Consider the following 12,809-nt stretch of genomic DNA (forward strand, 5'->3'; position numbering starts at 1 on the left):
AGGCGTTTCCTGGCGATTCCATCATTTGCACGCGTCGCTATGTTTCGCCACGTATCGAATGCGTCGGAGCCGCTTGAATCCGGACTTCAGATGCCCGAGGTGCTGCTGGTTTCGTCGCGCTTGTCGCGCGGCGGCAGCGGCTGGTCGCCATGCACCAGGAACCACACGTTCTCGGCGATGTTGGTGGCGTGGTCGCCGATCCGCTCCAGGTTCTTGGCCATGAACAGCAGATGCGTGCACGGGGTGATGTTGCGCGGATCCTCCATCATGTAGGTCAGCAGTTCGCGGAACAGCGCGGTGTACTGCGCGTCCAGCAGCGCATCGCCCTGGCGGACCCGCAGCGCGGCGTCGGCGTCGTTGCTCCGGTAGGCGAGCAGCGCTTCGCGGACCTGCTGCGCGGCGAGCTTGCCGAGCTGGCGCAGGCCCAGCGTCTGCGGCATCGGCGGCGAGGTGTTCAGCGCGATCGAGCGCTTGGCCACGTTCGCCGCGTAGTCGCCGATGCGTTCGATGTCGGCCGGGATGCGCAGGCCGGCGAGGATCTCGCGCAGGTCGCGCGCCATCGGTCCACGCAGCGCCAGCCGCATCACGTCGCTGCTGATCGCATGCTCGAGCGCGTCGATCGCTTCGTCGTTGACCACGATGCGCAGCGCGGCGTTGTCGTCGCGGCGTTCGACCACGTCCAGGGCCGCTTCCAGCTGCGCCACCGCGGTCTCGCCCATGCGCACGATTTCCGCGGCGATGCGGTGCTGTTCTTCGTCGTAGCTCTTCACGATGTGCTCGTTCGGCTGGGTGTTCATGTCGTAGGTCCGTTGGTTTCGTTAGTGTCGCCGCGGCCGTCCTGGCGTCGCGGGGCTGGCGTCGGGCGTCTCAGCCGAAGCGGCCGGTGATGTAGTCTTCGGTCTGCTGCTTGCTGGGCTGCGAGAAGATGATCTCGGTGCGGTCGTGTTCGATCAGGTCGCCCAGGTACATGAAGGCGGTGTAGTCGGACACGCGCGCGGCCTGCTGCATGTTGTGGGTGACGATGACGATGGTGTAGTCGTTCTTCAGCTCTTCGACCAGTTGCTCGATGCGGCTGGTGGAAATCGGGTCCAGCGCCGAGGTCGGCTCGTCGAGCAGCAGCACGTCCGGGCGCAGGGCGACGGCGCGGGCGATGCACAGGCGCTGCTGCTGGCCGCCGGACAGGCCCAGCGCGCTCTGCCCGAGCTTGTCCTTGACCTCGTCCCACAGCGCGCCCTGGCGCAGCGCCTGCTCGACGCGATCGGTCATGTCCGCCTTGGACAGCTTCTCGTGGTGGCGGATGCCGTAGGCGACGTTCTCGAAGATGGTCATCGGGAACGGCACCGGCTTCTGGAACACCATGCCGACCTTGCTGCGCAGGCGGTTCATCGGGTACTTCGGCGACAGGATGTTCTCGCCGTCCAGCAGCACCTCGCCGCGCGCCTCCAGCTTCGGATACAGCGCATAGATGCGGTTGAAGATGCGCAGCAGGGTCGACTTGCCGCAACCGGACGGGCCGATCAACGCGGTGACGCGCTTTTCCGGCACCTCGATGTTGATGCCCTTCAGCGCGTGGTACTTGTCGTAGTAGAAGTCCAGGCCGCGCGCGGCCACCTTGACCGGCGATGGCGCCAGCGCGGTGTGTCCGGCGGGCATGGCGATGCGGTGCATCGGTGCGGTGTTGTGGTGATCGTTCATGGCCGGTTCCATAGGGGAATCAATCGTTGGAAGTCTTGTAGCGGCGCAGCAGGCCGCGCGCGCCGAGGCTGACCAGCAGCACGAACACGGTGAGCACCAGCGCGCCGGACCAGGCCAGCTGCTGCCAGCTCGGGTAGGGGCTGCCGGCGAAGGAGTTCATCACCACCGGCACGCTCGCCATCGGCTGCATCACGTTGTTGTTCCAGTACTGGTTGCCGAAGGCGGTGAACAGCAGCGGCGCGGTCTCGCCGCTGATGCGCGCCAGCGCCAGCAGCACGCCGGTGACGATGCCGGCCGAGGCGCTGCGGTACAGCACCTGCACCGTCACCTTCCACTGCGGGATACCCAGCGACAGCGCCGCTTCGCGCATCTGCGAAGGCACCAGGCGCAGCATTTCGTCGGTGGTGCGCACCACCACCGGCAGCACGATGAAAGCCAGCGACAGCGCGCCGGCCATCGCCGAGAAGCGCCCGCCGGTCTGCATCACGTACAGCGTGTACACGAACAGGCCGAGCACGATCGACGGCGCCGACAGCAGGATGTCGTTGACGAAGCGCACCACCTGGCCGGTCTTGCGCGCATTGCCGTATTCGGCCAGCCAGGTGCCGGCGGCCACGCCCAGCGGGGTGCCGATCAGCAGCGCCAGGCCACACATCACCGCGCTGCCGAAGAACGCATTGGCCAGGCCGCCTTCTTCGCCCGGCGGCGGGGTCATGCGGGTGAACAGGTCGATGTTGATGCCGGCGATGCCCTTGGACAGCAGGGTCCACAGGATCCAGCCCAGGAACGCTAGCCCGAACAGCGCGGTGAGGCAGGACAGCAGCAGCGCGAACACGTTGACCACGCGGCGGCGGTTGTACAGGCGGTCGGCGATGTCGGCGGCCATTTAGTTGCCCTCCCGGCGCGACAGTTGCTGCAGCATCAGGCGAGCGATCGCCAGCACCACGAAGGTCACGATGAACAGCACGAAGCCCAGCAGCAGCAGCGCCGAGCGGTAGGTTTCGGTGGCCTCGCCGAAGTCGTTGGCGATCAGCGCGGCGATGGTGGTGCCCGGTTCCAGCAGCGACGGCGACAGCCGCACCGTGTTGCCGACCACGAACGCCACCGCCATGGTCTCGCCGAGCGCGCGGCCCAGGCCCAGGAAGATGCCGCCGATCACCGCCGAGCGGGTGTAGGGCAGGACGATGTCCCAGCTCACTTCCCACTTGGTCGAACCCAGCGCGTAGGCCGATTCCTTCAGGCGCGTCGGCACGGTCAGGAACACTTCGCGCATCACCGAGGAGATGAACGGGATCACCATGATCGCCAGCACGAAGCCGGCGGTGAGCAGGCCGATGCCCAGTGGCGGGCCCTGGAACATCGGGCCGATCACCGGCAGCGTGCCGATGTGGTCGTTGAGCCACGGCGTGCCGTATTCGGTCATCACCGGCACCAGCACGAACAGGCCCCACATGCCGTAGATGATCGACGGGATGCCGGCCAGCAGCTCGATGGCGGTACCGATCGGGCCGCGCAGCCAGCGCGGCGACACTTCGGTGAGGAAGAACGCGATGCCGTAGCTCACCGGGACCGCGATCAGCATCGCGATCATGGCGGTGACCAGGGTGCCGTAGATCGGCGCCAGCGCGCCGTACTTGTTCTCGACCGGATTCCATTCGCTGGAATAGAAGAAGCTCAGGCCCTGCATCTGCAAGGCGTGGCGGCCGCCCCACAGCATCGACAGCGCCGCGCTGGCCAGGGCGATGAGGACGAAGACGACGGTGGCGGTGAGCGTCCAGCGGAACAGACGGTCGGCACGGGCGTCGCGCAGGTCGCGTCCGCTGGGCGCCGATATCGCTTCGGGAATGACAGTGGCGTTCATGGGCTCGGTGTTTGCCGGAGCGCGCGGTGGCGCGATCCGATCGTTGCCGCGGCGGCGGTGGCCGCGCGCGGTGGGTGGCTGCGTCGCTCCCGCGCAGGCGGGAACCCGAAAGTCCGGAATACGTCGTACCGATGCGGCGCCCGGCGCTGCCTGCAGCGACGCCGGGCGGGATTTAAGTGCGCGGCGCGTCCTGCCGCCGCGCACCTGCTTCCGCCGGCGAGGGCGGAAGCGGGGTGGCGCTTACTTGAACTCTTTGGCCCAGTACGCCTCGATCTGCTGCACCAGTTCCGGCGGCAGCGGCACGTAGTGCAGGTCGTTGGCCTGCGGCTGGCCCTTCTCGAACGCCCACTTGAAGAACTCCAGGGTCGCCTTGCTGCGCGCCGCATCCTTGGGCTGCTTGTGCATCAGCATGAAGTTGGTGGCGGTGATCGGCCACGCCTGCGCGCCGGCGGCGTTGGTGATGACCAGGTTGAAGTCCTTGGCGTTGGCCCAGTCGGCAGACGCGGCCGCCGCGGCGAAGCTTTCGGCGTTGGGCTGGACCCAGTTGCCGGCCGCATTCTGCAGCGAGGCGTACGGCATCTTGTTCTGCAGCGCGTAGGCCAGTTCGACGTAGCCGATCGAGCCCTTGATCTGCTGCACGTACGAGGCCACGCCTTCGTTGCCCTTGCCGCCGACGCCGCCCGGCCACTGTACCGAGGTGCCTTCGCCGACCTTGCTCTTCCACTCCGGGCTGACCTTGGACAGGTAGTTGGTGAAGTTGAAGCTGGTGCCAGAGCCGTCGGAGCGGTGCACCAGGTTGATCTTGGTGCTGGGCAGGGTGGTGCCCGGGTTCAGCGCGACGATCGCCGGATCGTTCCAGGTGGTGACCTTGCCGAGGAAGATGTCGGCCAGCACGCTGCCGGTCAGCTTCAGCTTGCCCGCTTCCATGCCGTCCATGTTGATCACCGGCACGACGCCCCCAATCGCCGACGGGAACTGGCCAAGGCCTGCGGCGGCCAGCTCGGCGCTGTCCAGCGGCTTGTCGGAGGAACCGAAATCGACCGTGCCGGCCTTGATCTGGGCGATGCCGCCGCCGGAGCCGATCGACTGGTAGTTGATCTTGTTGCCGGTGGCGGTGTGGTAGTCGGCCGACCACTTGGACACCAGCGGATAGATGAAGGACGCGCCGGCGCCGGAGATTTCCGCGGCGGTCTTGGCGCCGTCGGCCGGAGCGGCTGCGGGCGCACCACCTGCCGCATCGGCGGCACCCTGCGGCTTGTCGCCATTGCCCGGCTGGCAGGCAGTGACGGCGAAGGCGAGGGCCAGGGACAGAACGGCAAAGCGTGCCGGCTGCAATTTCATGGGGTCACTCCGTAGCGAAGAGGGCCGGAAGGTCCGGCGGATGTTCGCTATGAAATGATGTTTTTGTTACAGCCTCATGACGCCGCTGCCCGTGCGTGAAATTGGTCAAGGAAAACAACCGCTTCGCTCCCCTCTCCCGTCGGGAGAGGGGTCGGGGGTGAGGGTACGGGCGAAGCCACGCGCAGCTGGGCGGCTTCGCTGCGGCCGTACTTGCATCGTGTATCCGGCGGCGCCCATACATCCTGCGGCATCCGGGACCGCTTTGCCCTGCTGTATGTCTTGCGGTATCAGGCGCTGCTTCGCGTCCCGATCAGGCACCGCCTCGCGCCTACCCTCATCCGCCCTGCGGGCACCTTCTCCCAATGGGAAAGGGGGGGCGGCAGGGAGCCAGTGGGAGAAGAAATAAAAAACGCGGACCCCGTGAGGGGCCCGCGTCGGGTAACGATCGGCGGAGAGAGAGCCGATCAATACTTCAGGTTGGCGCTCCAGTAAGCGTCGATCTGCTTGACCAGCGCGTCCGGCAGCGGCACGTAGTCCAGCTGCTTGGCCTGGGCGTCGCCATTGGCGTAGACCCACTTGAAGAAGTCCTTGGTGGCCTTGGCGCTGGCCTGGTTCTTCGGCTGCTTGTGGACCAGGATGAAGTTGGTCGCGGTGATCGGCCACGAGGCCTCGCCCGGGGCGTTGGTCATCACCAGGTAGAAGTCCTTGGCGTTGGCCCAATCGGCGCTGGCGGCAGCGGCGGCGAAGCTCTCGTCGCTGGGCTGCACGAACTTGCCGGCGGCGTTCTTCATCGCGGTGTAGGCCATCTTGTTCTGCAGCGCATACGACAGCTCGACGTAGCCGATGCCGCCCTTGATCTGCTTGACGTAAGCGGCGACGCCTTCGTTGCCCTTGCCGCCGATGCCGACCGGCCACTGGACCGCGGTGCCTTCGCCGACCTTGCTCTTCCAGTCCGGGTTGACCTTGGACAGGTAGTTGGTGAAGTTGAAGCTGGTGCCCGAACCGTCGGAGCGGTGCACCACGGTGATCTTGGCGTCGGGCAGCTTCGCGCCCGGGTTCAGGGCGACGATCGCCGGGTCGTTCCAGGTCTTGACCTTGCCCAGGAAGATGTCGGCCAGGGTCTTGCCGTCCAGCTTCAGCGCGCCCGGGGCGATGCCCTGCACGTTGACCACCGGCACCACGCCGCCGATCACCGACGGGAACTGGGCCAGGCCGGATGCGGCCAGGTCGTCGGGCTTCAGCGGCGCATCGGAAGAACCGAAGTCGACCGTGGCCGCCTTGATCTGGGCGATACCGCCGCCGGAACCGATCGACTGGTAGTTGACCTTCTTGCCGGTGGCGGTGTTGTAGTCGGCCGACCACTTGGACATGACCGGATAGATGAACGAGGCGCCCGCGCCGGTGACATCGGCGGCGTTGGCGGCGAACACGAACGACGCGGCGACGGCGGCAGCCGCGACGCGGGATTTGAGCGAGAGGATCACGGAGGAAGCTCCTGAAGGGTGGTATGCGGGGCACCGCATGCGGGCATTACATAACCGTTCGATGACGGTGCCGGGGCTGGTACATGACGGAAACATGACGCTGCAGTGGAGCATGGCGCCGATGCAGCGCACGGCATGCGCCGCGCGCTGCATCGGGCCGCGGCGATTACCAGTAGAACTGCGCGCGCGCTTCGAGGATGTTCGGCTTGTCGCTGACGTTGCCGCGGGTGGTGCTGCTGTACTTGCTGCTGTCCACCATCACGTAGTTCAGCGCCAGCTTGAAGTTGGAACGCCAGTACCAGTTGGCGCCGACCGTCCAGGTGCTCATCTTGCCGCCAAGCACGCCGTCGACCAGCGGTGCGCCGACCGGACGCGCGATCAGGTCGCCGTCGTTCATATCGATGCTGTCGTAGCGCACGCCCAGCTGCCACATGCCGCTGGCCGGCTCGTTCGGCAGCGGGGTGGTCGGCACGCCGGCCTTGTAGCCCCAGGTCTCGCCGGTGATGTTCCACACGCCGCTGAGGTACCAGCCGTCGCTGCTGTAGTTGTCGCTGGAGCCGTAGCGCTCGACCTTGGCGTTGTAGTACTCGGCCTGGGTCTTGAACGGGCCGCTGACCCACATCGCTTCGCCGCCGATCACGCCGATGCGGTCGGTGTTGGTCAGGTTGCCGCTGTCGACCAGGCGCACCGAGGCCAGGTCGGCGTCCGGACGCGCGCGCAGGCGCAGCGTGTCGGCGTCGGTGTCGTAGTTCACGTAGCTCAGGCCGAAGTGCAGGATGTTGCCCGCCTCGTTGATCGGCGCGAAGGTGCCGCGCGCGCCGTAGCCGCTGCCGTGCGCCAGGTTGCGGCTCAGCTCGCGGCCGAACACGCTGCCGACCACGCTCCAGTTGTTGTCGCCGTAGCCGACCGCGCCGCCGAGCCGACGCGACACCGCGTAGGTGTTGGTGACCGAGGCCTTGGAGATGAAGTCGTTGTTCTTGGTGCTGGACAGTTCTTCCAGGCTGTTGGGCTGCTTGTACTGGCCGAGCTGCAGGAAGTTGTTGGCGTTGCCGCCGAACTTGTACTTGATGTTGTTGTCCAGGAACTTGCCGGTGCTGCGCACGGTGGTGCCGTTGTTGGCCGACTCGCGCAGGACGCTGGCATCGTAGCCGGCAACCCACTCGAAGTTGCCCGGGCCCTTGCCCTTGACCACCAGCTCGGCGCGGCGGATGCCGAACTCGGAGTTCTTGCCGTTGTTGCCGGTGGTGCCGTTGAGGTCCTGGACGTCGTTGTCGTACCAGTTGCCGTCGGCCTGGACCAGGCCTTCGAAGGAGACTTCCGAACCGCCGATCACGTCGATGGCGATTTCGGCGTGCGCGGCAGGCGCGAACACGGCGGTGAGCACGGCTGCCGAGAGGAGGGTGCGAGACAGTTTCATGGGTTGCCTGGGCGGTGGGAAGATGCGCGCAGGCTAATATGTGAAGATTGCGTAAATGTGACAGTTGGTGGACGGTCGCCGCGCACGCCGCTGCACGCCACCGCGTCCTTTGCGCCATTGGACGCGCGCCATGTTGCGGTCCGATGGCGCGCAGATGAAACGCCGCATGCCGGTCGTGGCGCACGACGGACATCACAAAGCACGGCATCGTCTCGCCAGCGCGCCATCGATTGGCTCTTTTGTGCGCTGCACCACTTGTCGGTCGCGGACCCGCTGGGTAGCGTGGAGACATGAACTCGCATGCCCGCAAACGGATGCCGATCCTCGCCGCGCTGTTGCTGATCGCACTGCTGGCGCTGATGCCGGCGTTGCGCTCGGCGCCGACGGCAGCGCCGCCGACGCCGGCCGCCATCGGCCAGGCCGCTGCGCCGGACATGCAGGCGGCGGATGCGCAGGAAGACGCATCGCGCAGCAGTGCCGATCAACTCGCGTACGACGACACACCGGTGCTGCCGGCCGCGCCATGGCGGCCAGTGCGCATCGCGCCGACCTGGCCCGAGCCGGCGGCGTGGCACGGCGCCGGCACCCATCCGCAGCCGCGCCTGCGACCTCCCAGCGGCTGAGCTGGCGGATCCGATCCCGCTCGGCCGCTGGCCTTGGGATCGATCGCCGATCCAACTTCCACCGCCCGCCAGCGCCTGCGGCACTCGCAAAGTGCGCCCGCGCTTTGGCTCTCGCTCTCTGTTCCCCGTTCTGCGGCATCCGCCGCGGCGACGCCTTTCCCTTGTCCCGAGGTTCCCCCCATGGAAAGTCTGCTCGATGGTTTCCGCCACTTCCGCAAAGAGGTCTATCCGCGCCAGCGCGGCCTGTTCCGGCAACTGGCCGGCGGTCAGACCCCGCATACGCTGTTCATCACCTGCGCCGATTCGCGGGTGATGCCGGAACTGATGTTCGCCGCGCAGCCTGGCGAACTGTTCGTCTACCGCAATATCGGCAACGTGGTGCCGCCGTACTCGCAGCACGTCAGCGGCGTGGTCGCGGCGATCGAATACGCGGTGGCAGTGTTGCAGGTGAAGCACATCGTGGTCTGCGGCCACACCGACTGCGGCGCGATGAAGGCGGTGCTCAATCCCGACGCGCTGCAGGACGTGCCGAACGTGGCCGCCTGGCTCAAGCACACCGACAGCGCGCGCCAGGTCGCCGCGCAGCACGATCACGCCGGCCACCCCGAGGACGCGCTGCACTGCCTGACCGAGGAGAACGTGGTGTCGCAGCTGGACCACCTGCGCACCCAGCCGGTGGTGGCGGCGCGACTGGCACGCGGCGCGCTGCGCATCCATGGCTGGATCTACGACATCGCCCACGGCGAGATCCGCGCCTTCGACGCCGAGCAGGGCCGCTTCGTGCCGCTGCTGCCGGAAGAGGGCAAGCGTGCGCCCGAAGCCACCCCGCGCCCGCGTCTGGTGCCGGTCCTGCGCAACGTCGCGGTCTGAAGGAGTCGAACATGCGAACCATGACAGAACCCTCCCGCGCCGGCGCGTCCGCGCTCGCCGGCTACCTGCGCAACGGCGCGTTCGGCCGCGACCTGCTGGCCTCGGTGGTGGTGTTCCTGGTCGCGCTGCCGCTGTGCATGGGCATCGCCATCGCCTCGGGCATGCCGCCGGCCGCCGGCCTGATCACCGGCATCGTCGGCGGCCTGGTGGTCGGCATGATCGCCGGCTCGCCGCTGCAGGTCAGCGGCCCGGCCGCCGGCTTGGCCGTGCTGGTGTTCGAACTGGTCCGCCAGCATGGCGTGGCCGCGTTGGGGCCGGTGATCCTGCTGGCCGGCGCGATCCAGTTGATCGCCGGGCTGTGCCGGGCCGGGGTGTGGTTCCGCATGACCTCGCCGGCGGTGGTCGCCGGCATGCTCTCGGGCATCGGCATCCTGATCGTCGCCTCGCAATCGCACGTGCTGATGGATGCGGCGCCGAAGGCGCGCGGGCTGGAGAATTTCGCCGCCTTGCCGGCGGTGCTGTGGCAGGCGCTGGAGGCGGGCGTGGGTCGCGCCGCGCTGTTGGTCGGCCTGGGCACCATCGCGATCATGCTGGCCTGGGAGCGGCTGCGGCCGCAACCGCTGCGCTTCGTGCCCGGCGCCTTGCTGGCGGTGGTGGCGATGACCGCGCTGGTGCAGTTGCAGGGCATGGACGTGCGCAAGGTCGACGTGCCGGCCAACCTGTTCTCGGCGATCCAGACCCCGACCTTGGCCGAGATGCTCGGCGTGTTCGACGCGACGCTGCTGCTGTCGGCTTTCACCTTCGCCTTCATCGCCAGCGCCGAGACGCTTTTGTCGGCGGCCGCGGTGGACCGCATGCACGACGGCCCGCGCACCCACTACGACCGCGAACTCGCCGCGCAGGGCGTGGGCAACATGCTGTGCGGCTTTCTCGGCGCGTTGCCGATGACCGGGGTGATCGTGCGCAGCGCGGCCAACGTGCAGGCCGGCGCGGCCACGCGCATGTCCACCATCCTGCACGCCGGCTGGCTGCTGGTGTTCGCGCTGCTGCTGCCGTGGTTGCTGCGGATGACCCCGGTGGCGTGCCTGGCCGGCATCCTGGTCTACACCGGTCTGAAGATGGTCAAGCTCGGGCAGGTGCGCGACCTGGCCGCCTACGGCCGCGGCACCGCCGCGATCTACCTGGCGACCACCTTCGCCATCGTCGCCACCGACCTGCTCACCGGCGTGCTGATCGGTTTCGCGTTGTCGCTGTTGCGGCTGGCGCTGCAGCAGTCGCGGCTGAAGGTCGGCGTGCATGCGCACGAGGATGCAGGCAGTAGCGCCGCGGCCGGTGCCGGCAAGCTGCGCCTGTCGCTGGAGGGTTCGGCGACCTTCCTGCGCGTGCCGACGATGGCGCGGACCCTGGAGCGGCTACCGCCCAACACCGAGCTGCACCTGGACGTGGCGCGGCTGCATCACGTCGACCATGCCTGCCTGGAACTGCTGCGCGACTGGAGCCGCAACGCCGCCGCCCGCGGCTGCGCGCTGGTGGTGGACTGGAAGGAACTGGACCGGCGCGTGGAGGGGCAGCGCGCGGCGTAGCGGCGCGTCGTTCTGATGCGTGTCCACGGGAATCGTGCAGGAGTGGCTTCGGTCGCGACGAGTGCAGCTGTGGGCATTCGGCTTCGGACATTGTCGCGGCTGAAGCCGCTCCTACAGTGCACCCGGCCGGCTATTCGCAGGCCGTTGTAGGAGCGGCTTCAGCCGCGACGAGCGAAGCGGTGGATGTTCCGAACTGGCATGCGTCGGGACTGAAGTCCCTCCCACAAAGGGCCTTGCAGCTCGGCTGCGCTTGGGAAGCTTTTATGGGAGCGACTTCGGTCGCGACGAACGCCGCGATGGGTCTTCCGGCTGCGCGAGCTGTCGCGGCTGAAGCCGCTCCTACAGTGCACCCTTACGGCTATTCGCAGGCCGTTGTAGGAGCGGCTTCAGCCGCGACGAGCGAAGCGGCGGATGTTCCGAACTGGCATGCAGTCGGGACTGAAGCCCCTCCCACAAAAGGCCTTGCAGCTCGGCTGCGCTGGGGAAGCTTTTGTGGGAGCGGCTTCGGTCACGACGAACGCGGCGATGGGTCTTCCGGCTGCGCGAGCTGTCGCGGCTGAAGCCGCTCCTACAGTGCACACGGTCGCCTATTCGCAAGCCGTTGTAGGAGCGGCTTCAGCCGCGACGAGCGAAGCGGTGGATGTTCCGAATTGGCATGCGTCGGGACTGAAGTCCCTCCCACAAAGGGCCTTGCGGCTCGGCTGCGCTTGGGAAGCTTTTGTGGGAGCGGCTTCGGTCGCGACGAACGCGGCGATGGGTCTTCCGGCTGAGCGAGCTGTCGCGGCTGAAGCCGCGCCTATAGTGCACCCAGCCGGCTATCCGCAAGCCGTTGTAGGAGCGGCTTCAGCCGCGACGAACGGCTGAGCGGCGCTGCGACGGCTGCCGTTCGACAGCCTCACGCCGGCGTCTTGTCCTTGAACCGGCACAGGTCGCGGATCACGCAGCGCGGGCAGTCCGGCTTGCGCGCCTTGCACACGTAGCGGCCGTGCAGGATCAGCCAGTGGTGCGCATCGTGCAGGAACTGCGCCGGCACCCGCTTGAGCAGGCCGTCCTCGACCGCGCGCACGTCCTTGCCCGGGGCCAGGCCGGTGCGGTTGGCGACGCGGAAGATATGCGTGTCCACGGCGATGGTCGGCTCGCCGAAGGCGGTATTGAGCACCACGTTGGCGGTCTTGCGGCCGACCCCGGGCAAAGCCTCCAGCGCCGCGCGCTCGCGCGGCACGTCGCCGGCGTACTGCTCGACCAGGATGCGGCAGGTGGCGATCACGTTCTTGGCTTTCGCATTGAACAGGCCGATGGTGGAGATGTAGCGCTTCAGCCCATCCTCGCCCAGCGCCAGGATCGCTGCCGGCGTGTTCGCCACCGGATACAGGCGACGCGTGGCCTTGTTGACCCCGACATCGGTGGCCTGCGCCGACAGGATCACCGCGATCAGCAACTCGAACGGCGTGCTGTAGTCCAGCTCGGTGGTCGGCGTCGGGTTGAGTTCGGACAGGCGCGAGAACAGTTCGTGGATCTCGGGCTTGCTCAAGGTGGGCCCACGCCGCGGCGCGGCGACCGCGGCGCTCATTGCGGACCCCGCGCGGCGGCCTTGGCCTTGGCCCGCGCCAGGATCGCCGCCGCGGCCGGCGGCAGCGACGGCGCCGCGGCGGCGACGCTCGCTGGCGGCGCGCGCCGTGCCTCGCGCGCGGCGGCGCGGCGTGCCAGGCGTGCACTGCGCGCGCGGTAGCGTTCGCGCGCGGCCCAGGCCTCGCGCAGGCGCCGTTGCGCCGCCAGCAGCTGCGTGCGCAATTGCGGATGCGCCGGATCGAGCAGGTCGTCGTCGGCGGCGCCGACGTACTCCATCAGGCCGCCATCGAGCGCCGCGTCGAGATCGTCGTCTAGCACCCAGCGCAACAATTGCAGCGGCGAGGCGGGGGAGGGCTGGTCGGGCAT

At 67.9% G+C, this 12,809-nt stretch carries 12 protein-coding genes; 3 read left to right on the plus strand and 9 right to left on the minus strand.

Going from position 1 to position 12,809, the window contains the following annotated elements; all coding sequences use genetic code 11:
* Positions 1–86: 86 nt before the first annotated feature.
* From phoU to HEP74_RS07945, 7 genes are all read right to left on the minus strand, one after another.
* Positions 87–797 (minus strand): phosphate signaling complex protein PhoU, encoded by a 711-nt coding sequence (gene phoU / locus HEP74_RS07915; RefSeq protein WP_185815956.1) that lies wholly within the window; start codon positions 795–797, stop codon positions 87–89.
* Between the two features lie 70 nt (positions 798–867).
* Positions 868–1,695 carry a phosphate ABC transporter ATP-binding protein PstB gene (gene pstB / locus HEP74_RS07920; RefSeq protein ID WP_185815957.1) on the minus strand — a complete coding sequence of 276 codons (828 nt, stop codon included), beginning with the start codon at positions 1,693–1,695 and terminating at the stop codon, positions 868–870.
* Positions 1,696–1,714: 19 nt separating this feature from the next.
* Positions 1,715–2,581: a phosphate ABC transporter permease PstA gene (pstA, locus tag HEP74_RS07925; RefSeq protein ID WP_003467254.1), complete on the minus strand. Its 867-nt coding sequence runs from the start codon at positions 2,579–2,581 to the stop codon at positions 1,715–1,717.
* On the minus strand, positions 2,582–3,556 hold the full coding sequence (gene pstC / locus HEP74_RS07930; RefSeq protein WP_185815958.1) for a phosphate ABC transporter permease subunit PstC: 975 nt from the start codon (positions 3,554–3,556) through the stop codon (positions 2,582–2,584).
* A 240-nt stretch (positions 3,557–3,796) separates the two neighbouring features.
* Positions 3,797–4,897, minus strand: coding sequence for a phosphate ABC transporter substrate-binding protein PstS (gene pstS / locus HEP74_RS07935; RefSeq protein WP_185815959.1), 1,101 nt, complete (start codon positions 4,895–4,897; stop codon positions 3,797–3,799).
* A gap of 464 nt (positions 4,898–5,361) precedes the next feature.
* The gene (pstS, locus tag HEP74_RS07940) at positions 5,362–6,381 is read right to left on the minus strand and encodes a phosphate ABC transporter substrate-binding protein PstS (protein WP_185815960.1); all 1,020 of its coding nucleotides are present in this window, start codon (positions 6,379–6,381) and stop codon (positions 5,362–5,364) included.
* A gap of 166 nt (positions 6,382–6,547) precedes the next feature.
* Complete coding sequence (locus HEP74_RS07945) at positions 6,548–7,798, minus strand: OprO/OprP family phosphate-selective porin (protein ID WP_185815961.1); 1,251 nt, start codon at positions 7,796–7,798, stop codon at positions 6,548–6,550.
* A 290-nt stretch (positions 7,799–8,088) separates the two neighbouring features.
* Here HEP74_RS07945 and HEP74_RS07950 point away from each other — a divergent pair, with 290 nt between their 5' ends.
* From HEP74_RS07950 to HEP74_RS07960, 3 genes are all read left to right on the plus strand, one after another.
* Positions 8,089–8,421, plus strand: a complete 333-nt coding sequence (locus tag HEP74_RS07950; protein ID WP_185815962.1) for a hypothetical protein — start codon at positions 8,089–8,091, stop codon at positions 8,419–8,421.
* 180 nt (positions 8,422–8,601) lie between these two features.
* Positions 8,602–9,291: a carbonic anhydrase gene (locus tag HEP74_RS07955; RefSeq protein ID WP_185815963.1), complete on the plus strand. Its 690-nt coding sequence runs from the start codon at positions 8,602–8,604 to the stop codon at positions 9,289–9,291.
* A gap of 11 nt (positions 9,292–9,302) precedes the next feature.
* On the plus strand, positions 9,303–10,874 hold the full coding sequence (locus HEP74_RS07960; RefSeq protein ID WP_524540774.1) for a SulP family inorganic anion transporter: 1,572 nt from the start codon (positions 9,303–9,305) through the stop codon (positions 10,872–10,874).
* A gap of 895 nt (positions 10,875–11,769) precedes the next feature.
* On the opposite strand, the gene nth is transcribed toward HEP74_RS07960, so the two are convergent.
* Together nth and HEP74_RS07970 are read right to left on the minus strand one after the other, a co-directional pair.
* Positions 11,770–12,444 (minus strand): endonuclease III, encoded by a 675-nt coding sequence (gene nth, locus HEP74_RS07965; protein ID WP_185815964.1) that lies wholly within the window; start codon positions 12,442–12,444, stop codon positions 11,770–11,772.
* A complete protein-coding gene (locus HEP74_RS07970) occupies positions 12,441–12,809 on the minus strand; it encodes a hypothetical protein (protein ID WP_185816548.1) in 369 nt (122 codons plus the stop codon). Before HEP74_RS07970 ends, nth begins: the two co-directional genes overlap by 4 nt.

Source organism: Xanthomonas sp. SS (genome assembly GCF_014236835.1).
Taxonomy (GTDB): domain Bacteria; phylum Pseudomonadota; class Gammaproteobacteria; order Xanthomonadales; family Xanthomonadaceae; genus Xanthomonas_A.

What these genes read in the sequence shown, in the direction of transcription:
- HEP74_RS07955 (WP_185815963.1), top strand. Translation starts at nt 8,602, where the DNA reads ATGGAAAGTCTGCTCGATGGTTTCCGCCACTTCCGCAAAGAGGTCTAT.
- nth (WP_185815964.1), bottom strand. Translation starts at nt 12,444, where the DNA reads ATGAGCGCCGCGGTCGCCGCGCCGCGGCGTGGGCCCACCTTGAGCAAG.
- pstB (WP_185815957.1), bottom strand. Translation starts at nt 1,695, where the DNA reads ATGAACGATCACCACAACACCGCACCGATGCACCGCATCGCCATGCCC.
- HEP74_RS07945 (WP_185815961.1), bottom strand. Translation starts at nt 7,798, where the DNA reads ATGAAACTGTCTCGCACCCTCCTCTCGGCAGCCGTGCTCACCGCCGTG.
- phoU (WP_185815956.1), bottom strand. Translation starts at nt 797, where the DNA reads ATGAACACCCAGCCGAACGAGCACATCGTGAAGAGCTACGACGAAGAA.
- pstS (WP_185815959.1), bottom strand. Translation starts at nt 4,897, where the DNA reads ATGAAATTGCAGCCGGCACGCTTTGCCGTTCTGTCCCTGGCCCTCGCC.
- pstA (WP_003467254.1), bottom strand. Translation starts at nt 2,581, where the DNA reads ATGGCCGCCGACATCGCCGACCGCCTGTACAACCGCCGCCGCGTGGTC.
- pstC (WP_185815958.1), bottom strand. Translation starts at nt 3,556, where the DNA reads ATGAACGCCACTGTCATTCCCGAAGCGATATCGGCGCCCAGCGGACGC.
- HEP74_RS07950 (WP_185815962.1), top strand. Translation starts at nt 8,089, where the DNA reads ATGAACTCGCATGCCCGCAAACGGATGCCGATCCTCGCCGCGCTGTTG.
- HEP74_RS07970 (WP_185816548.1), bottom strand. Translation starts at nt 12,809, where the DNA reads ATGCCCGACCAGCCCTCCCCCGCCTCGCCGCTGCAATTGTTGCGCTGG.
- HEP74_RS07960 (WP_524540774.1), top strand. Translation starts at nt 9,303, where the DNA reads ATGCGAACCATGACAGAACCCTCCCGCGCCGGCGCGTCCGCGCTCGCC.